Origin of the sequence: Pullulanibacillus camelliae (genome assembly GCF_014642655.1) — a bacterium.
Classification (GTDB): Bacteria; Bacillota; Bacilli; order Bacillales; family Sporolactobacillaceae; genus Pullulanibacillus; species Pullulanibacillus camelliae.
On record NZ_BMIR01000026.1, the window covers coordinates 1 to 16,441 of the forward strand.

The 16,441-nt window shown below is 42.2% G+C and carries 16 protein-coding genes and 1 other annotated feature; all 16 genes read left to right on the plus strand.

The annotated features are described in order from the left end of the window. The first annotated feature begins 172 nt into the window (after window positions 1-172). The 16 genes from cysE to rpoC all read left to right on the plus strand — a co-directional run bounded on the left by cysE (window position 173) and on the right by rpoC (window position 16,375). Entirely contained in the window at window positions 173-838 is a 666-nt protein-coding gene (gene cysE / locus IEW82_RS17885; RefSeq protein ID WP_188698096.1) for a serine O-acetyltransferase, read from the plus strand. Further along, a complete protein-coding gene (gene cysS, locus IEW82_RS17890; RefSeq protein ID WP_188698099.1) occupies window positions 819-2,234 on the plus strand; it encodes a cysteine--tRNA ligase in 1,416 nt (471 codons plus the stop codon). The genes cysE and cysS overlap by 20 nt, the downstream gene beginning before the upstream one ends. Next, window positions 2,227-2,658 carry a Mini-ribonuclease 3 gene (locus tag IEW82_RS17895; RefSeq protein ID WP_188698103.1) on the plus strand — a complete coding sequence of 144 codons (432 nt, stop codon included), beginning with the start codon at window positions 2,227-2,229 and terminating at the stop codon, window positions 2,656-2,658. Before cysS ends, IEW82_RS17895 begins: the two co-directional genes overlap by 8 nt. After that, window positions 2,639-3,394: a 23S rRNA (guanosine(2251)-2'-O)-methyltransferase RlmB gene (rlmB, locus tag IEW82_RS17900; RefSeq protein ID WP_188698106.1), complete on the plus strand. Its 756-nt coding sequence runs from the start codon at window positions 2,639-2,641 to the stop codon at window positions 3,392-3,394. The genes IEW82_RS17895 and rlmB overlap by 20 nt, the downstream gene beginning before the upstream one ends. Window positions 3,395-3,396: 2 nt before the next feature. Then, on the plus strand, window positions 3,397-3,906 hold the full coding sequence (locus IEW82_RS17905; RefSeq protein WP_188698109.1) for an NYN domain-containing protein: 510 nt from the start codon (window positions 3,397-3,399) through the stop codon (window positions 3,904-3,906). Between the two features lie 101 nt (window positions 3,907-4,007). Next, the gene (gene sigH / locus IEW82_RS17910) at window positions 4,008-4,628 is read left to right on the plus strand and encodes an RNA polymerase sporulation sigma factor SigH (protein WP_373285740.1); all 621 of its coding nucleotides are present in this window, start codon (window positions 4,008-4,010) and stop codon (window positions 4,626-4,628) included. Between the two features lie 100 nt (window positions 4,629-4,728). Beyond that, window positions 4,729-4,878 (plus strand): 50S ribosomal protein L33, encoded by a 150-nt coding sequence (gene rpmG / locus IEW82_RS17915; protein WP_188698112.1) that lies wholly within the window; start codon window positions 4,729-4,731, stop codon window positions 4,876-4,878. A 37-nt stretch (window positions 4,879-4,915) separates the two neighbouring features. After that, window positions 4,916-5,110 (plus strand): preprotein translocase subunit SecE, encoded by a 195-nt coding sequence (gene secE / locus IEW82_RS17920; RefSeq protein ID WP_188698115.1) that lies wholly within the window; start codon window positions 4,916-4,918, stop codon window positions 5,108-5,110. A 90-nt stretch (window positions 5,111-5,200) separates the two neighbouring features. After that, window positions 5,201-5,734: a transcription termination/antitermination protein NusG gene (gene nusG / locus IEW82_RS17925; RefSeq protein ID WP_188698118.1), complete on the plus strand. Its 534-nt coding sequence runs from the start codon at window positions 5,201-5,203 to the stop codon at window positions 5,732-5,734. Window positions 5,735-5,909: 175 nt separating this feature from the next. Next, on the plus strand, window positions 5,910-6,335 hold the full coding sequence (gene rplK / locus IEW82_RS17930) for a 50S ribosomal protein L11 (RefSeq protein WP_188698121.1): 426 nt from the start codon (window positions 5,910-5,912) through the stop codon (window positions 6,333-6,335). Between the two features lie 95 nt (window positions 6,336-6,430). Continuing rightward, window positions 6,431-7,120: a 50S ribosomal protein L1 gene (gene rplA, locus IEW82_RS17935; RefSeq protein ID WP_188698124.1), complete on the plus strand. Its 690-nt coding sequence runs from the start codon at window positions 6,431-6,433 to the stop codon at window positions 7,118-7,120. A 46-nt stretch (window positions 7,121-7,166) separates the two neighbouring features. Beyond that, window positions 7,167-7,312, plus strand: a sequence feature (ribosomal protein L10 leader region). A 33-nt stretch (window positions 7,313-7,345) separates the two neighbouring features. Then, the gene (gene rplJ, locus IEW82_RS17940) at window positions 7,346-7,846 is read left to right on the plus strand and encodes a 50S ribosomal protein L10 (protein ID WP_188698127.1); all 501 of its coding nucleotides are present in this window, start codon (window positions 7,346-7,348) and stop codon (window positions 7,844-7,846) included. Between the two features lie 29 nt (window positions 7,847-7,875). Then, window positions 7,876-8,241: a 50S ribosomal protein L7/L12 gene (rplL, locus tag IEW82_RS17945; RefSeq protein WP_188698130.1), complete on the plus strand. Its 366-nt coding sequence runs from the start codon at window positions 7,876-7,878 to the stop codon at window positions 8,239-8,241. 179 nt (window positions 8,242-8,420) lie between these two features. Then, a complete protein-coding gene (locus IEW82_RS17950) occupies window positions 8,421-9,032 on the plus strand; it encodes a class I SAM-dependent methyltransferase (RefSeq protein ID WP_188698133.1) in 612 nt (203 codons plus the stop codon). Window positions 9,033-9,183: 151 nt separating this feature from the next. Beyond that, entirely contained in the window at window positions 9,184-12,705 is a 3,522-nt protein-coding gene (gene rpoB / locus IEW82_RS17955; RefSeq protein ID WP_188698136.1) for a DNA-directed RNA polymerase subunit beta, read from the plus strand. Between the two features lie 46 nt (window positions 12,706-12,751). Beyond that, window positions 12,752-16,375, plus strand: coding sequence for a DNA-directed RNA polymerase subunit beta' (rpoC, locus tag IEW82_RS17960; protein ID WP_188698139.1), 3,624 nt, complete (start codon window positions 12,752-12,754; stop codon window positions 16,373-16,375). Window positions 16,376-16,441 lie beyond the last annotated feature (66 nt).

A 16,441-nucleotide genomic window follows, 5' to 3' on the forward strand; every position in this document is an offset into this window, starting at 1 on the left:
CGTTTCAACTCCTTGTTGGGTTTTGTTTGGTCACTTACCTATTCGGAGTTGCCGATGGCTTTTCCTCTTTTCTATTTTTGCGAACTTAATTATACGTGATCTTCTGGCACATCAGAGGTGCAAAAGTGGACGAAAGCTAAGTTTTCTAATTAATAAGGAGGTGACGCAGCGCGTGTTCAAGCGTTTGCGTGAGGATCTGGCTGTCGTGTTTGATCAGGATCCAGCAGCCCGTCATTCGTTAGAGATTATATTGACTTATTCGGGATTACATGCGATTTGGGCGCATCGGTTAGCGCATTGGTTTTATAATCGTAAAGCGGTATTTATTGCACGAGCGATCTCGCAATTTAGCCGATTTCTAACAGGGATTGAAATTCATCCTGGTGCAAAAATCGGTCGTCGTTTCTTTATAGATCATGGAATGGGTGTCGTGATTGGGGAAACCTGTGAAATTGGTGATGATGTCACATTGTTTCAAGGAGTGACCCTTGGTGGAACAGGTAAGGAAAAAGGCAAGCGGCATCCAACACTAGGCAATAATGTTCTCATTGCTTCGGGAGCTAAGGTATTAGGCTCTATAACCCTAGGCGATAATGTGAAGGTTGGTGCTGGATCTGTAGTATTAAAGGATGTTCCAGCCAATTCGACTGTAGTGGGAATCCCTGGACAGATTGTCCGGCAAAATGGCATGAAGGTCAGAAGAGATTTGAACCATAGAGATTTACCTGATCCAGTGAATGAAAAATGCTACCAAATGGAAGAGGAAATCAAATGGTTAAAGCAAGAAATTGAACGGTTAAAGGAAGGGCGTGAAGTCAGTGACACTAAAAGTTTATAATTCGCTTACTCGACAAAAAGAGATTTTTAAGCCCATTGAAGAGGGCAAGGTTAAAATGTATGTCTGCGGTCCAACGGTCTATAATTATATTCACATAGGCAATGCCCGTCCTGCTGTCGCATTTGATACGGTCCGTCGTTATTTAGAATATATTGGTTATGATGTATTATATGTATCTAATTTTACAGATGTTGATGATCGTTTGATTAATGCATCTAAAGAACGTGGAGAAAGTGTATTAGATATTGCTGAGCGCTTTATCGGAGCCTATAAAGAGGATGTGCATGCACTCCATGTTAAGGAAGCTGATATTCATCCAAGAGCGACGGAAACGATGGATGAGATTATCCTGTTTATTGAACGCTTGATAGAAAAGGGTTATGCTTACGAATCGGGTGGCGATGTTTATTTTCGAACAAAACGCTTTAATGGCTATGGAAAGCTCTCGCAGCAATCTATCGATGAGCTCAAGGTGGGGGCGCGTATAGAGATTGGTGAGCACAAGGAGGATCCTTTGGATTTCACCCTTTGGAAGACGGCAAAGCCTGGCGAGATCAAATGGGAAAGCCCTTGGGGAGAGGGGAGACCAGGCTGGCATATTGAGTGCTCGGCAATGGTTGAAAAATATTTAGGAAACACTATAGATATTCATGCTGGCGGTCAAGACCTTGCATTTCCACATCATGAAAATGAAATTGCGCAATCCGAAGCTTTACATGATGAAACGATGGCTAATTATTGGATGCATAATGGGTATATACGGATCAACAACGAAAAAATGTCGAAATCACTTGGAAATGTGATTCTGGTTCATGATTTGGTTCGGCAGTATGATCCTAATGTCGTACGCTTTTTTATTCAGACGGTTCACTATCGTCATCCCATTAATTTTAGTGATGATTTGCTTAAAGGGGCTGAACAAGCCTTTGATCGTCTGCGTACTACCTATAATAATCTCTTACACCGCTTGGAAGTGAGTGCGGATCTATTAGATGCGGAGACAACTGACGCATACAAAGAAACCATTGCTGAGCTAAAAGCGCGCTTTATAAAAGAAATGGATGATGACTTTAATACAGCTAATGCTATATCTGTTTTGTTTGATGCTGCCAAGGAAGCAAATAAAGTGATGCAGGCGGATAATTCTTCAAGAGACCTTTTGCAACGGTTCATTGATTTATTTGATGAATTGACAGGGGTGTTAGGATTTGAGCTAAAGCAAGCTGTCTTGTTAGACGAAGAGATTGAACAGCTGATTGAACGACGAGAAGCGGCAAGGAAAACTCGTGACTTTCAAACGGCGGATAGCATCCGTGATGCATTGAAGGAAAAAGGCATTGTTCTAGAGGATACACCTCAAGGAGTTCGTTGGAAAAGGGCGCTTGTGAATGAGTAAAACAAAGGAAGATGTGAAACAAATCAATAGTTTGGCATTGGCGTATATGGGGGATGCAGTGATTGAACTCCATGTGCGTCACCATCTTATCGATCATGGTCATGTTAAGCCTAAAAAGCTTCATGAGCATGCGATTGACTATGTGTCCGCCAAAGCTCAGGCTTCCTATTTGTTCTATCTGATGGATCATCGCATTCTCACTGAGGAAGAAGAACAAGTCATCAAGCGTGGACGAAATGCCAAGTCCTACACAAAACCGAAACATACAGATGTTCAGACCTATCGCTACAGCACAGCTTTTGAAGCCTTGATTGGTTATCTTTATTTTTTGGATCAATCAGATAGAATTCAGTTTCTTATGGATAATATGTACCAATTTCAAGAAGAGGAAGGAGGGCTGAACCGTGGAAAAGTCAACAAATGAGTTCATTATTGGACGACATCCTGTTACAGAAGCACTGACGAGCGGACGTGAAATTAATAAAATTTGGATCAACGAGAAGAGCAAGGGATTTGACCCTAAAGTACTTAAAACAATAAAAGAAAGTAAGATTAAGTTTCAATTTGTTCCAAAGCAGAAGCTTGATCAGTTGGCCGGTACGAGCTCGCATCAAGGTATTGTGGCATCCGTAGCTGCTCATCAATATGCAAGCATTGACACGTTGTTTGAACGTGCCGAAGCTAAGGGAGAGCTCCCATTTTTCATAGTGCTAGATGGGCTGGAAGATCCACATAACTTAGGATCTGTATTAAGAACGGCAGATGCAGTTGGAGCGCATGGTGTGATTATACCGAAAAATCGCGCGGTTGGTTTAACATTAACTGTAGCGAAGGCCTCTACAGGGGCCATCGAGCATATTCCTGTGGCGCGCGTGACGAATCTTGCGCGCACAATGGACAAGTTAAAGGAGCGAGGGGTATGGTTTGTTGGCACTGCTGCGGAGGCAGAGCAAAGCTTCAAACAAATGACAACCGATGTCCCTTTATGCATGGTCATTGGTAATGAGGGGAAAGGCATATCACGACTCATTCGGGAAAAGTGTGATTATTTGGTGAGCATTCCTATGCGTGGACATGTGACATCTTTAAACGCATCCGTAGCTGCAGCGCTTTTGATGTATGAGATCTTTGATCAGCGCCATTTAACAGGAGAAAAATAATCATGGATGTGCTCCTAGTGGATGGCTATAATATTATCGGTGCTTGGCCGGACCTCCAAGCCTTGAAGAAGCAGGATGATTTTGCTGCAGCACGAGATCGGCTGATTGACAGGATGTCAGAATATAAGGCGTATACAGGGATGCGTGTGATTGTTGTGTTCGATGCTCATTTTGTGCCAGGAATCGAGACAAAGGTGAAGCAATATCAGGTAGAAGTGATTTATACAAGAGAAAAGGAAACGGCTGATGAGAGAATTGAGAAGCTCGTTTCTGTCTTAAAAAATATAAAAACACAAATCTATGTTGCCACTTCGGATTACACGGAGCAGTGGACTGTTTTTTCTCAAGGCGCACTTCGAAAATCAGCGCGAGAGCTCTACAATGAAATGCAGCATATCGATCGACAAATCACTGCAAGGGTTGTGCAGCAACAGCAGCAACAAAAGCGATCGACAATAACCTTTAGTGAAGATATTAAAAAACAGTTTGAGAAATGGCGACGCGGGCAGTAATTTGTTGACGATTCAAAATATTTTGTTGTACAATAGGTGGTATATTAGGCTTGTTTACGCTCGGGGGGATTTTTGTGAGTTTGGAAGTAGAAGCTAACGAGATCAGGTATAGAGCGATGGAAGACGATGATGTGGTCAAATGTGTTCAAGAAGGAGATCTGCAAGCTCTAGAATACATGATTAATAAGTACAAAAATTTTGTCCGTGCCAAGGCCAAATCCTACTTTTTGATTGGAGCCGATCGAGAAGATGTGATTCAGGAAGGGATGATCGGTCTTTACAAGGCGATTCGTGATTACAAAGGGGACAAGCTATCAACGTTTAGAGCCTTTGCAGAGCTTTGCATCACCCGCCAAATGATTACCGCTGTCAAAACAGCCACTCGTCAAAAACACATTCCTCTCAATTCCTACGTGTCTTTGGATAAGCCCATTTTTGATGAAGAATCCGATCGAACGCTATTAGATGTGATCTGTGGCTCTAGAGGAGCTGACCCCATGGAGATGATCATTAATCAAGAAAAGCATGATGATATCGAAGTCAAAATGTCCGAAATTTTAAGTGACTTAGAGCGTAAAGTATTAATGCTATATTTGGATGGCAGATCTTATCAAGAAATCTCTGTCGATTTAAAGCGGCATGTCAAGTCTATAGATAATGCGTTGCAGAGAGTCAAAAGAAAGCTTGAGCGTTACTTAGAGGTCAAGGAAATCAGCCTGTAAAAACTAAAGGTCAAGACGCAGCCGCGTTGACAGCCTTTGCTTAGCTGTGATAAAGTTTAACAAGCTATTACCAGTTTTATTATCTAGAAAAGGTGCCAAAATGCGAAAAAAAGCGATTCTAGCTTGTGAGGTTTGCAAGCAGAGAAATTATACGACTACGAAGAATACACAAAAGCAGACTGAGCGCATCGAAGTAAAGAAATTTTGTGGACGTTGTAATAAACATACCATCCATCGAGAAACCAAGTAGTTTATTACAGCATCGTGGATGTTGGAGGGCATTGGTTATGGCAGGCGTTTTAAAAAAATCAAACCAATTTTTTCGGAATGTTTTTAGCGAATTAAAAAAGGTAAAATGGCCCACGCGCAAAGAATTGGTGAGTTATACGATTACTGTTCTTGTTACCGTCGTCATTTTAGCTATTTTCTTTGCTTTAGTAGATTTAGGTGTGTCTAAAATCCTGGATTTAATTACAGATTAAACGTAGAGCCGATAGATGAGGCATTTTGGCACTTCGTAATGCTATAGATGGTTAGGGAATAAGGTGTTTAAGGAAAGGATTTTTTTGTTTATGGAAAAAAATTGGTACGTTGTCCACACCTATTCGGGATACGAAAATAAAGTCAAAACAAATCTCGAAAAGCGCGTCGAAACAATGGGTATGACCGATAAAATTTTCCGTATACTCGTTCCTATGGAAGAGGAGACGGAAATGAAAAATGGTCAGAAAAAAACAGCAATGAAGAAAGTGTTTCCGGGGTATGTCTTGACCGAGATGATCATGACAGATGATTCATGGTATGTTGTCCGCAACACGCCTGGAGTAACAGGGTTTGTAGGATCTGCTGGTGCGGGGTCTAAGCCTACGCCGCTTTTACCAGAAGAAGCGGATGCTATTTTGAAGCAAATGGGTCTAAAAGAAAAGAAAACAGAAGTCGACTTTGAGATTAAGGAACAAGTCAAAGTTAAAGAAGGGCCGTTTGCCGATTTCGTTGGGACCATTGAAGATATCGATTTTGAAAAAGAAAAAATCAGGGTTCATGTCAACATGTTTGGGCGCGAAACGCCTGTTGAATTAGATTTTGGTCAGATAGAAAAAATCTAATAAGCCCTTGCGTTATTGCTCATAAAATTGTATACTTTTTATGTTTGTGACAATACTTCATGGTTTTTTAGGGTATTGTCGTATTTAAATGGTTTACCGAACGCCCTATAAGCAGGCGAGATAGAGTGGGAGGGGACAACCCCGTACCACATCACGGACTAAGGAGGTGTGTCTCGTGGCTAAAAAAGTCATTAAAATTGTAAAGTTACAAATTCCTGCAGGTAAAGCCAATCCAGCACCACCAGTAGGACCAGCACTTGGTCAAGCAGGTATCAATATCATGGGATTCTGTAAAGAGTTTAACGCTCAAACATCAGATCAAGCAGGCATGATTATTCCGGTTGAAATTTCGGTATTTGAAGACCGTTCATTTACATTTATCACGAAAACTCCACCAGCTGCTGTACTTCTTAAAAAAGAAGCAGGCATTGAATCTGGTTCAGGAGAGCCAAACCGTAATAAAGTCGCTACTGTCAAACGTGACAAAGTACGCGCAATTGCTGAACTTAAAATGCCCGACCTTAACGCAGCTGATGTTGAAGCGGCTATGCGCATGGTTGAAGGTACAGCGAGAAGCATGGGTATTGTTATTGAAGACTAACGCATGTCGTTTATAGGGGTTGCGGGTTCGAAGCTCGCAACCTTGTTTTAAGGTGGGAGGTCAAACCGTTAATACCACAAAAGGAGGAAGCTATAATGGCTAAAAAAGGTAAACGTTATATTGAGGCATCCAAAAAAGTGGATCGCCAAACAACTTATAGTATTGAAGAAGCAATCAAATTAGTAAAAGAAGCAGCTTCTGCCAAGTTTGATGAATCTGTTGATATTGCTGTGCGTTTGGGTGTTGATACACGTAAAAACGACCAACAAGTACGTGGGGCGGTTGTTTTGCCACACGGAACAGGTAAAAGTCAACGCGTGCTTGTTCTTGCGAAAGGTGAAAAGGCAAAAGAAGCCGAAGCGGCCGGTGCGGATTATGTTGGTGAATCAGATTATATCAATCAGATCAACCAAGGGTGGTTTGAATTCGATGTGATCGTTGCTACACCAGATATGATGCCTGAAGTCGGTAAGCTTGGTCGGGTATTGGGACCAAAAGGCCTCATGCCTAACCCAAAAACAGGTACAGTGACAATGGATGTTGCCAAAGCTGTTAATGAGATCAAGGCTGGTAAAGTTGAGTACCGTGCACACAAAGACGGTAATGTTCATGCACCGATTGGTAAAGTATCTTTTGGTGAAAAAGAACTTGCAGAGAACTTCACAGCACTTATGGATGCTATTATTAAGGCGAAGCCGGCGGCATCTAAAGGCACCTATGTTAAAAACATCGCGATTTCATCAACGATGGGTCCTGGTGTGAAAGTTGCTACTCCAGCTAAATAAAAAGCTTGACAACAAAGTATATTATCCAGTATGATAAGTGCTGGTTAAACAATATATGGAACAGCCATAGACAGCAGGTGCGAGGATTCGCTTAATTTCCTGCCGAGGTGAAGAATTGATCGTTCGGTATTTTTGATGTCCGGATTAATACGCCTTCGTGTCTATGACATGAGGGCGTTTTTTGATAATGCCTCAGGCAACATGTTCCGATTAGGAGGTGGAAGTGTGAGCGCAATAATCGAAAAGAAACAACAGGTTGTACAAGAAATCGCTGAAAAGCTAAAAAATAGCGTTTCAACAATTGTTGTAGATTATCGTGGGCTTAATGTTGATGAAGTAACAGAACTTCGCAAACAGTTACGTGAAGCTGGCATTGAATTCAAAGTTTATAAAAACACATTGATTCGTCGTGCGACTGCTGAAACGGAATTAACTGATTTGGATGAATATCTTGTCGGCCCAACTGCTGTTGCTTTCAGCACAGAAGATGTTGTTGGTCCAGCAAAGATTATCCATTCATTTGCAAAAGAGCACGAAAACCTAGAAATTAAAACTGGCGTTGTTGAAGGTTCAGTCGCTAGCGTTGATCAAATCAAGGCGTTGGCTGAATTGCCATCTCGTGAAGGATTGCTTTCTATGGTACTCAGCGTGCTTCAAGCTCCAATCCGCAATTTTGCATTGGCTACAAAAGCTGTTGCTGAACAAAAAGAAGAACAAGGTGCTTAATCACCTAACTTATTAAGGAGGATCTAATAATGAGTAAAGAAGAAATCATTAGTGCGATAAAAGAAATGTCAGTATTAGAGCTTAACGATTTAGTTAAAGCAATCGAAGAAGAATTTGGTGTAACTGCTGCAGCTCCAGTTGCTGTCCAAGGTGGAGCAGGTGCCGCTGGTGGCGCTGAAGAACAAAGCGAATTTGATATTGTTCTTGCTGACGCTGGTAGCTCAAAAATTAAAGTCATCAAAGTGGTTCGCGAAATCACTGGTCTTGGCTTGAAAGATGCTAAAGAACTTGTTGACAATGCTCCAAAGCCAATCAAAGAAGGCGTTGCTAAAGAGGAAGCAGAAGAACTCAAAGGCAAGCTTGAAGAAGTTGGCGCAACCATCGAATTAAAATAGTAGGAATTAAAAGCCCGCCTTTTTGCGGGCTTTTTTCCACTAAAAAGATGCCGGGCGCTTAAGCGATTAGGGCGTTGGTGTAAAAGGTGTTGAGATCGCAACAATTGCTCTATCCTCTAGCTGCTTCGTGACTTCCTTAAAGTGACAAGCTTTTATTTCACCTTATTGGGGGGAACAGAATGAGTGATCATTATTACTCCGAAAGTCCGAACTCAGAAAGTCAACCGAGACAATTCCAGACAAAACTCAAGGGTGAAACATTCGTCTTTAACGGTGATAGAGGTGTTTTTTCCAAAACTGAAGTGGATTTTGGTTCGCGTTTACTCATTGAATCATTAGAACTACCCGACGTAAAAGGACCTGTTCTAGATGTTGGGTGTGGCTATGGGGCGATAGGAATAACCATTGCGCGTTTGTGGCAGAATCGTCAAGTCACCTTGATCGACATTAATGAAAGAGCGGTTGATTTGGCTCGGATGAATTGCCGGATCAATCATGTCAATGCCGAAGTCTTACAGAGTAACCTTTATGAAAAGGTAGAAGAAGGGCGCTATGCTCTTATTGTGACAAACCCTCCAATTCGCGCAGGGAAGCAGGTTGTTTTTGATATTTTTGAAGGGGCCAAAGCGCGATTGCTTAGAGATGGTGAGCTTTGGGTCGTTATTCAGAAGAAGCAAGGTGCGCCTTCAACGTTAGAAAAGTTAAAAACACTTTTTGGTGAGGTGGAGGTTGTGGTGAAAAAGAAAGGTTATTTTATTATAAAGGCAAAAAACATTGACGCGTCTATTTGATTATGATATTATAATTAAATGCCAATCTAACTAAAAAAATAGTTGTGTTTATTTTTTTAGAGATTTGGAAAAAATACTTAAAAATGTGTTATTTAACGGGAAACTTTTTGTTTGCCGGTTTTCAATATGTATGTATTGAGGGGTGAATTAGTTGACAGGTCAACTCGTACAATACGGACGCCACCGCCAACGCAGGAGCTATGCTCGAATTAAGGAAGTTTTGGAGCTCCCCGATCTTATTGAAATCCAAACGTCGTCGTATCAAGAATTTCTTGATGAGGGCATTCGTGAAATGTTCCAAGACATTTCACCGGTTGAAGATTTTACCGGAAACCTTATGCTGGAATTTGTCGACTATAGTTTGGGTGATCCAAAGTACAGCGTCGATGAGTCAAAGGAGCGCGATGTTACATATGCAGCGCCTTTGCGTGTAAAAGTCCGACTCATTAATAAGGAGACGGGCGAAGTTAAGGAACAAGAGGTTTTTATGGGTGATTTCCCATTAATGACTGAAGCGGGTACCTTTATTATTAATGGTGCTGAGCGTGTCATTGTTTCACAGCTTGTGAGATCTCCAAGTGTATACTTCAATCCAAAGTTTGACAAGAACGGTAAAAAAGGTTATACCGCGACTGTCATTCCAAACCGTGGTGCGTGGTTAGAATTTGAAACGGATGCAAAAGATGTTGTCTATGTCCGTATCGATCGTACCAGAAAATTGCCGATAACAGTATTGTTAAGGGCTTTGGGGTTTGGTTCTGATCAAGAAATCATTGATTTGATTGGCGAAGATGAGTATCTCAGAAATACTCTTGAAAAAGATAATACGGATGGGACAGATAAGGCATTAATTGAAATTTATGAACGTCTCCGTCCAGGTGAACCACCTACAGTGGATAATGCGAAGAGTTTGTTAGAAACCCGATTCTTCGATCCTAAAAGATATGATCTTGCTAACGTTGGACGTTACAAGATTAATAAAAAGCTTCATATAAAAAATCGTCTGTTTAACCAGAAGCTGGCCGAAAAACTTGTGGACCCTGAAACGGGCGAGGTGCTTGCTGAAGAAGGTACGTTGCTCGATCGCCGTACGCTGGATCGGTTACTTCCTGTAATTGAGGCCAAATTGGGCTTCGGTCAATATACCCCCACAACTGGAGTGGTTGAAGGTCAAGAAATTACCCTTCAATCCATTAGCATCTTTGCTCCTGATGATGAAGATGGTGAAAATGTCTTAAAAGTCATCGGTAACGGTGGTGTTTCTGAAAAAATTAAGCATATTACTCCGTCTGATATTATTGCCTCCGTTAGCTATTTCTTTAATCTTTTGCATAACGTTGGAGATACAGATGATATCGATCATCTAGGAAATCGTAGATTAAGATCAGTTGGTGAGCTGTTACAAAACCAATTTAGAATTGGTTTGTCGCGGATGGAACGTGTTATCCGCGAAAGGATGTCCATTCAGGATACGAATTCTATTACGCCGCAGGCGTTGATCAATATTCGCCCTGTCATTGCATCAATCAAAGAATTTTTCGGAAGCTCTCAGCTTTCTCAGTTCATGGATCAAACCAATCCATTAGCTGAATTGACACATAAACGTCGTTTATCTGCTTTAGGACCAGGTGGTCTTACTCGTGAACGCGCAGGTTTTGAAGTGCGTGACGTTCACTATTCACACTACGGTCGCATGTGTCCGATTGAAACGCCGGAGGGACCGAACATCGGATTGATTAACTCTTTATCATCCTATGCTAAGGTCAACAAATTTGGGTTTATCGAAACGCCTTATCGAAGAGTCGATCCTGAGACTGGTAAAGTGACAGGACATATCGATTATTTGACAGCTGATGAAGAAGACAACTATGTTGTTGCCCAAGCGAACGCCTTGCTTAATGAAGATGGATCATTCGTTAATGATTCTATCATTGCGCGTTTCCGTGGTGAGAATATTGTGGTTCCTAAGGATCGCATCGATTACATGGACGTTTCACCAAAGCAGGTCGTCTCAGCGGCCACTGCGTGTATTCCGTTCTTAGAAAACGATGACTCTAACCGTGCGTTGATGGGAGCGAACATGCAGCGTCAAGCTGTTCCGTTATTACAGCCTGAAGCCCCAATTGTAGGTACAGGTATGGAATACGTATCAGCACAGGATTCAGGGGCTGCTGTTCGTGCAAAGCGCCCAGGCAGAGTGGAATATGTGGCTTCTAATGTCGTTCGTGTTCGTACTATCGAAGAGGTTGATGGTAAGGAAGTTGAAGGTGACGTTACTTCATATAAACTTTTGAAATATGAGCGTTCGAACCAAGGAACTTGTTATAACCAACGTCCGATTGTGTCGGTAGGGGACCGCGTTGTAAAAGGAGAAATTCTTGCCGATGGTCCTTCTATGGAAAAGGGCGAGCTTGCACTCGGCCGTAATGTGCTCGTCGCATTTATGACATGGAATGGTTATAACTATGAAGATGCGATTATCATGAGTGAACGTCTTGTTAAAGACGATGTTTATACGTCTGTTCATATTGAAGAATATGAATCAGAATCACGTGATACGAAACTAGGACCTGAAGAAATTACAAGAGACATCCCCAATGTTGGTGAGGATGCTCTGAAAAACCTAGATAGCCGTGGCATCATTCGTATAGGTGCTGAGGTTAAAGATGGAGACATTCTTGTTGGTAAGGTCACGCCTAAAGGTGTTACCGAGTTAACAGCTGAAGAACGCCTCTTGCATGCTATTTTTGGAGAAAAGGCTCGTGAAGTGCGTGACACATCATTGCGTGTACCGCATGGTGGCGATGGCATTGTTCATGATGTGAAGATATTCAATCGTGAAGATGGCGATGAGTTACCACCAGGAGTCAATCAATTGGTTCGCGTCTTTATCGTTCAAAAGAGAAAAATTCACGAGGGCGATAAGATGGCTGGTCGTCACGGTAACAAAGGTGTTATATCCAAGATTTTACCAGAAGAAGACATGCCATTTATGCCTGATGGAACACCTGTCGATATCATGCTTAATCCACTAGGTGTACCATCGCGTATGAACATTGGTCAGGTACTTGAGTTGCATTTAGGAATGGCCGCTAGACAGTTGGGTATTCACGTGGCTACACCTGTATTTGATGGAGCGCGCGAAGAGGATGTCTGGGAAACTCTTGAAGAAGCTGGACTTCCTAGAGATGGTAAGACCATTCTTTATGACGGACGGACAGGTGAACCGTTTGATAACCGCGTATCTGTTGGTGTCATGTACATGATTAAGCTTGCCCACATGGTAGATGATAAGTTACATGCACGTTCTACCGGTCCATACTCACTGGTTACTCAACAGCCATTGGGCGGTAAAGCACAATTCGGTGGTCAAAGATTTGGTGAGATGGAAGTTTGGGCGCTTGAGGCTTACGGTGCTGCTTACACACTTCAAGAGATCTTAACCGTAAAATCTGATGACGTCGTTGGACGTGTGAAAACCTATGAAGCCATTGTCAAAGGTGAAAATGTACCAGAAGCAGGGGTTCCTGAATCATTTAAAGTATTGATTAAGGAATTGCAAAGCTTGGGTATGGATGTCAAGGTCCTATCAAGTGATGAAGAAGAAATCGATATTCGTGAACTTGATGATGAAGATGAAACAACCAGTGAAAATTTAAATGTCAATGCTTGATCGGAAACTCAACCAATAATCTAGGAATATAAGGGAGGTCTCCCCCTTGTTGGATGTCAATAAATTTGAGTTTATGAAAATAGGTCTCGCTTCCCCTAACAAGATTCGTTCATGGTCACGTGGAGAAGTAAAAAAACCTGAAACAATAAACTATCGGACTCTAAAGCCTGAGAAGGATGGACTTTTCTGCGAACGAATTTTTGGTCCGCAAAAGGACTGGGAATGTCATTGTGGTAAATACAAACGCGTTCGCTATAAAGGCGTAGTTTGTGATCGTTGTGGCGTCGAAGTAACACGTGCAAAGGTAAGAAGGGAACGCATGGGGCATATCGAGCTTGCTGCCCCTGTTTCCCACATTTGGTATTTCAAGGGCATTCCAAGTCGGATGGGTCTTTTACTAGACATGTCTCCAAGAGCGCTAGAAGAGGTCATTTACTTTGCTTCTTATGTCGTTACTGAAACAGGTGACACACCACTTGAGAAGAAACAGTTATTATCTGAGAAGGAATACAGAAGTTATCGTGAAAAATACGGTTCTTCTTTCAAAGCAGGAATGGGTGCTGAATCCATTAAAAAGCTGCTTCAAGATATTGACTTAGAAAAAGAAGCAAACCTACTAAAAGAAGAGTTGAACACAGCACAAGGCCAAAGACGTACACGTGCGATCAAGCGCTTGGAGGTCATTGAAGCCTTCCGCCATTCCGATAATGATCCATCTTGGATGATTTTAGAGGTTCTACCGATTATTCCACCAGAGTTAAGACCAATGGTTCAGCTTGATGGTGGTCGTTTTGCTACAAGTGACTTGAACGATTTGTATCGTCGGGTTATCAATAGAAACAACCGACTTAAAAGATTATTAGATCTAGGTGCACCTAGCATCATTGTGCAAAATGAGAAACGCATGCTTCAAGAAGCGGTTGATGCACTCATTGATAACGGACGTCGCGGACGCCCGGTAACTGGGCCTGGTAATCGTCCTTTGAAATCTCTTTCGCACATGCTTAAAGGGAAGCAAGGACGTTTCCGTCAAAACCTTCTTGGGAAACGTGTTGACTATTCAGGACGTTCCGTTATCGTTGTAGGACCAAACCTACACATGTACCAATGTGGTTTGCCAAAAGAAATGGCTATTGAGCTTTTCAAACCATTTGTAATGAAGGAGCTTGTCAATAAAGGCATCGCTCATAATATTAAGAGCGCAAAACGCAAGGTTGAAAAGGTACATCCAGATGTTTGGGGTGTGCTTGAAGAGGTTATCAAAGAGCACCCAGTGCTACTTAACAGAGCACCGACCTTACACAGATTAGGTATTCAAGCTTTTGAGCCTACGCTTGTTGAAGGACGTGCTATTCGTTTACACCCACTCGTTTGTACAGCTTATAATGCTGACTTTGACGGTGACCAAATGGCCGTTCACGTACCGCTGTCTGCAGAAGCTCAGGCAGAAGCCCGATTATTAATGCTTGCTGCCCAAAACATCCTAAATCCTAAGGATGGAAAACCGGTTGTTACGCCTTCTCAGGATATGGTTTTAGGTAACTATTACCTCACCCTTGAGAGAAAAGGGGCAACAGGTGAAGGTCGGGTCTTTAAAAATGCCGATGAAGCCTTGATTGCTTATCATAACGGTTATGTGCACTTGCATTCTCGGATTGCTATTCCTGCGAAAGTGTTGAATAACCCTTCATTTACAGAAGAGCAAAACAGCCAATATTTAATCACGACCGTTGGTAAGTTAGTATTCAATCGGATTTTGCCAAAATCCTTCCCGTATATTAATGAACCAACGACGTATAACTTAGAGGTTGCTACGCCAGAAAAATATTTTGTTCCTAAGGGAACCGATATTAAGAAGGAAATTGCAAGCCGTGAAGAGGTCTCACCATTTAAAAAGGGAATTTTGGGGGACATTATCGCCGAAGTTTTCAAGCGATTTAAAATCACTGAAACCTCAAAAATGCTTGACCGCATGAAAGCATTGGGCTTCGCTTATTCAACAAAAGCTGGCATAACGATCGGTGTCGCTGATATCGTTGTCTTACCAGATAAACAAGAGATCTTAGAAAAAGCTGAAGAACAAGTGACTAAAGTGATGAAGCAGTTCCGCCGTGGTTTGATTACGGAAGAAGAGCGCTATGAACGCATCATTTCGATATGGAGTGGCGCTAAAGATACCATTCAAGAAAAACTCATGGGATCGTTGGATAAACGCAACCCAATCTTTATGATGAGTGATTCTGGAGCGCGTGGTAACGCTTCTAACTTTACACAATTGGCGGGGATGCGTGGATTGATGGCTAACCCTTCAGGACGTATTATCGAGTTGCCTATTCGCTCAAGCTTCCGAGAAGGACTTACCGTTTTGGAATACTTTATTTCAACACACGGTGCGCGTAAAGGACTTGCTGATACTGCGCTCAAAACGGCTGACTCAGGTTATCTTACAAGACGTCTCGTAGATGTTGCCCAAGATGTTATCGTTCGTGAAGATGACTGTGGCACAGATCGTGGCCTTTTGGTTAGAGCGATTAAAGAGGGCAACGAAGAAATTGAAAGCTTATATGACCGTCTAGTTGGTCGTACAAGTAATCAAGACATCTACCATCCAGAGACAAAAGAATTGCTTGTTGCCAAAGATGATGTCATCACAGAAGATCAAGCAAGAATTGTAACTGAAGCAGGTGTTACAGAAGTCAATATACGTTCAGTCTTTATGTGTGATACTCCGCATGGCGTATGTAAGAAATGTTATGGCCGCAACCTCGCTACCGGATCAGAGGTAGAAGTAGGAGAAGCTGTTGGTATTATTGCTGCTCAATCCATTGGTGAACCAGGAACTCAGTTAACCATGAGAACCTTCCATACCGGTGGTGTGGCTGGTGACGATATTACGCAAGGTCTTCCAAGGATTCAAGAGCTCTTTGAAGCGCGTAATCCTAAAGGTCAAGCGACTATTTCTGAGATTGCAGGTACAGTCACCAACATTTCTGAACAAAAGGATAAGCGTGAAATCACTATCCAAGGCGAGATTGAAACACGCACTTACAATGTTAACTTGGGTGCTCGTTTGAAAGTTGCTGAAGGAGATACAGTAACACCAGGACAGGTGTTAAACGAAGGTTCTATTGATCCTAAGGAATTGTTGGTTGTCTCTGGTGTAGAAGGCGTTCAAGCTTACCTTTTACGTGAAGTGCAAAAGGTTTATCGCATGCAGGGTGTTGAAATTGGTGATAAACACGTTGAAGTTATGGTAAGACAGATGATGCGTAAGATTCGCATCGTGGATTCTGGAGACACAGATGTCTTGCCAGGAGCGTTAGTCGATGTCCAGGCCTTTAAAGAAGTCAATAAGAAGGTCTTCCTAAACAATGGCAATCCTGCTACAGGTCGCCCATTGTTACTCGGAATTACAAAGGCATCTCTTGAAACAGAATCATTCTTATCAGCGGCTTCCTTCCAAGAAACCACTCGCGTCTTAACCGATGCTGCGATTAAAGGTAAGCGCGACGAGCTTCTAGGGTTGAAGGAAAATGTCATCATTGGTAAATTGGTTCCTGCTGGAACAGGTATGAATCGTTATCGTCGCATCAGCGTTCTAAAACCTACCGAAGCAGAGGAACAAAGTCTTGAGCTACAAGAGGATGAACTTGTGAATCAAGAAAGCTGATTTCTAGTATTGACAAGGAGGAGCGCTCGGTGTTATTATAACTGAGTGCTCCAGAACCCTTGTTAC

Coding starts and splice junctions, on each gene's coding strand:
- rpmG (WP_188698112.1), top strand. CDS start 4,729: ATGCGAAAAAAAGCGATTCTAGCTTGTGAGGTTTGCAAGCAGAGAAAT.
- rplA (WP_188698124.1), top strand. CDS start 6,431: ATGGCTAAAAAAGGTAAACGTTATATTGAGGCATCCAAAAAAGTGGAT.
- IEW82_RS17895 (WP_188698103.1), top strand. CDS start 2,227: ATGAGTAAAACAAAGGAAGATGTGAAACAAATCAATAGTTTGGCATTG.
- nusG (WP_188698118.1), top strand. CDS start 5,201: ATGGAAAAAAATTGGTACGTTGTCCACACCTATTCGGGATACGAAAAT.
- secE (WP_188698115.1), top strand. CDS start 4,916: ATGGCAGGCGTTTTAAAAAAATCAAACCAATTTTTTCGGAATGTTTTT.
- rplL (WP_188698130.1), top strand. CDS start 7,876: ATGAGTAAAGAAGAAATCATTAGTGCGATAAAAGAAATGTCAGTATTA.
- IEW82_RS17905 (WP_188698109.1), top strand. CDS start 3,397: ATGGATGTGCTCCTAGTGGATGGCTATAATATTATCGGTGCTTGGCCG.
- IEW82_RS17950 (WP_188698133.1), top strand. CDS start 8,421: ATGAGTGATCATTATTACTCCGAAAGTCCGAACTCAGAAAGTCAACCG.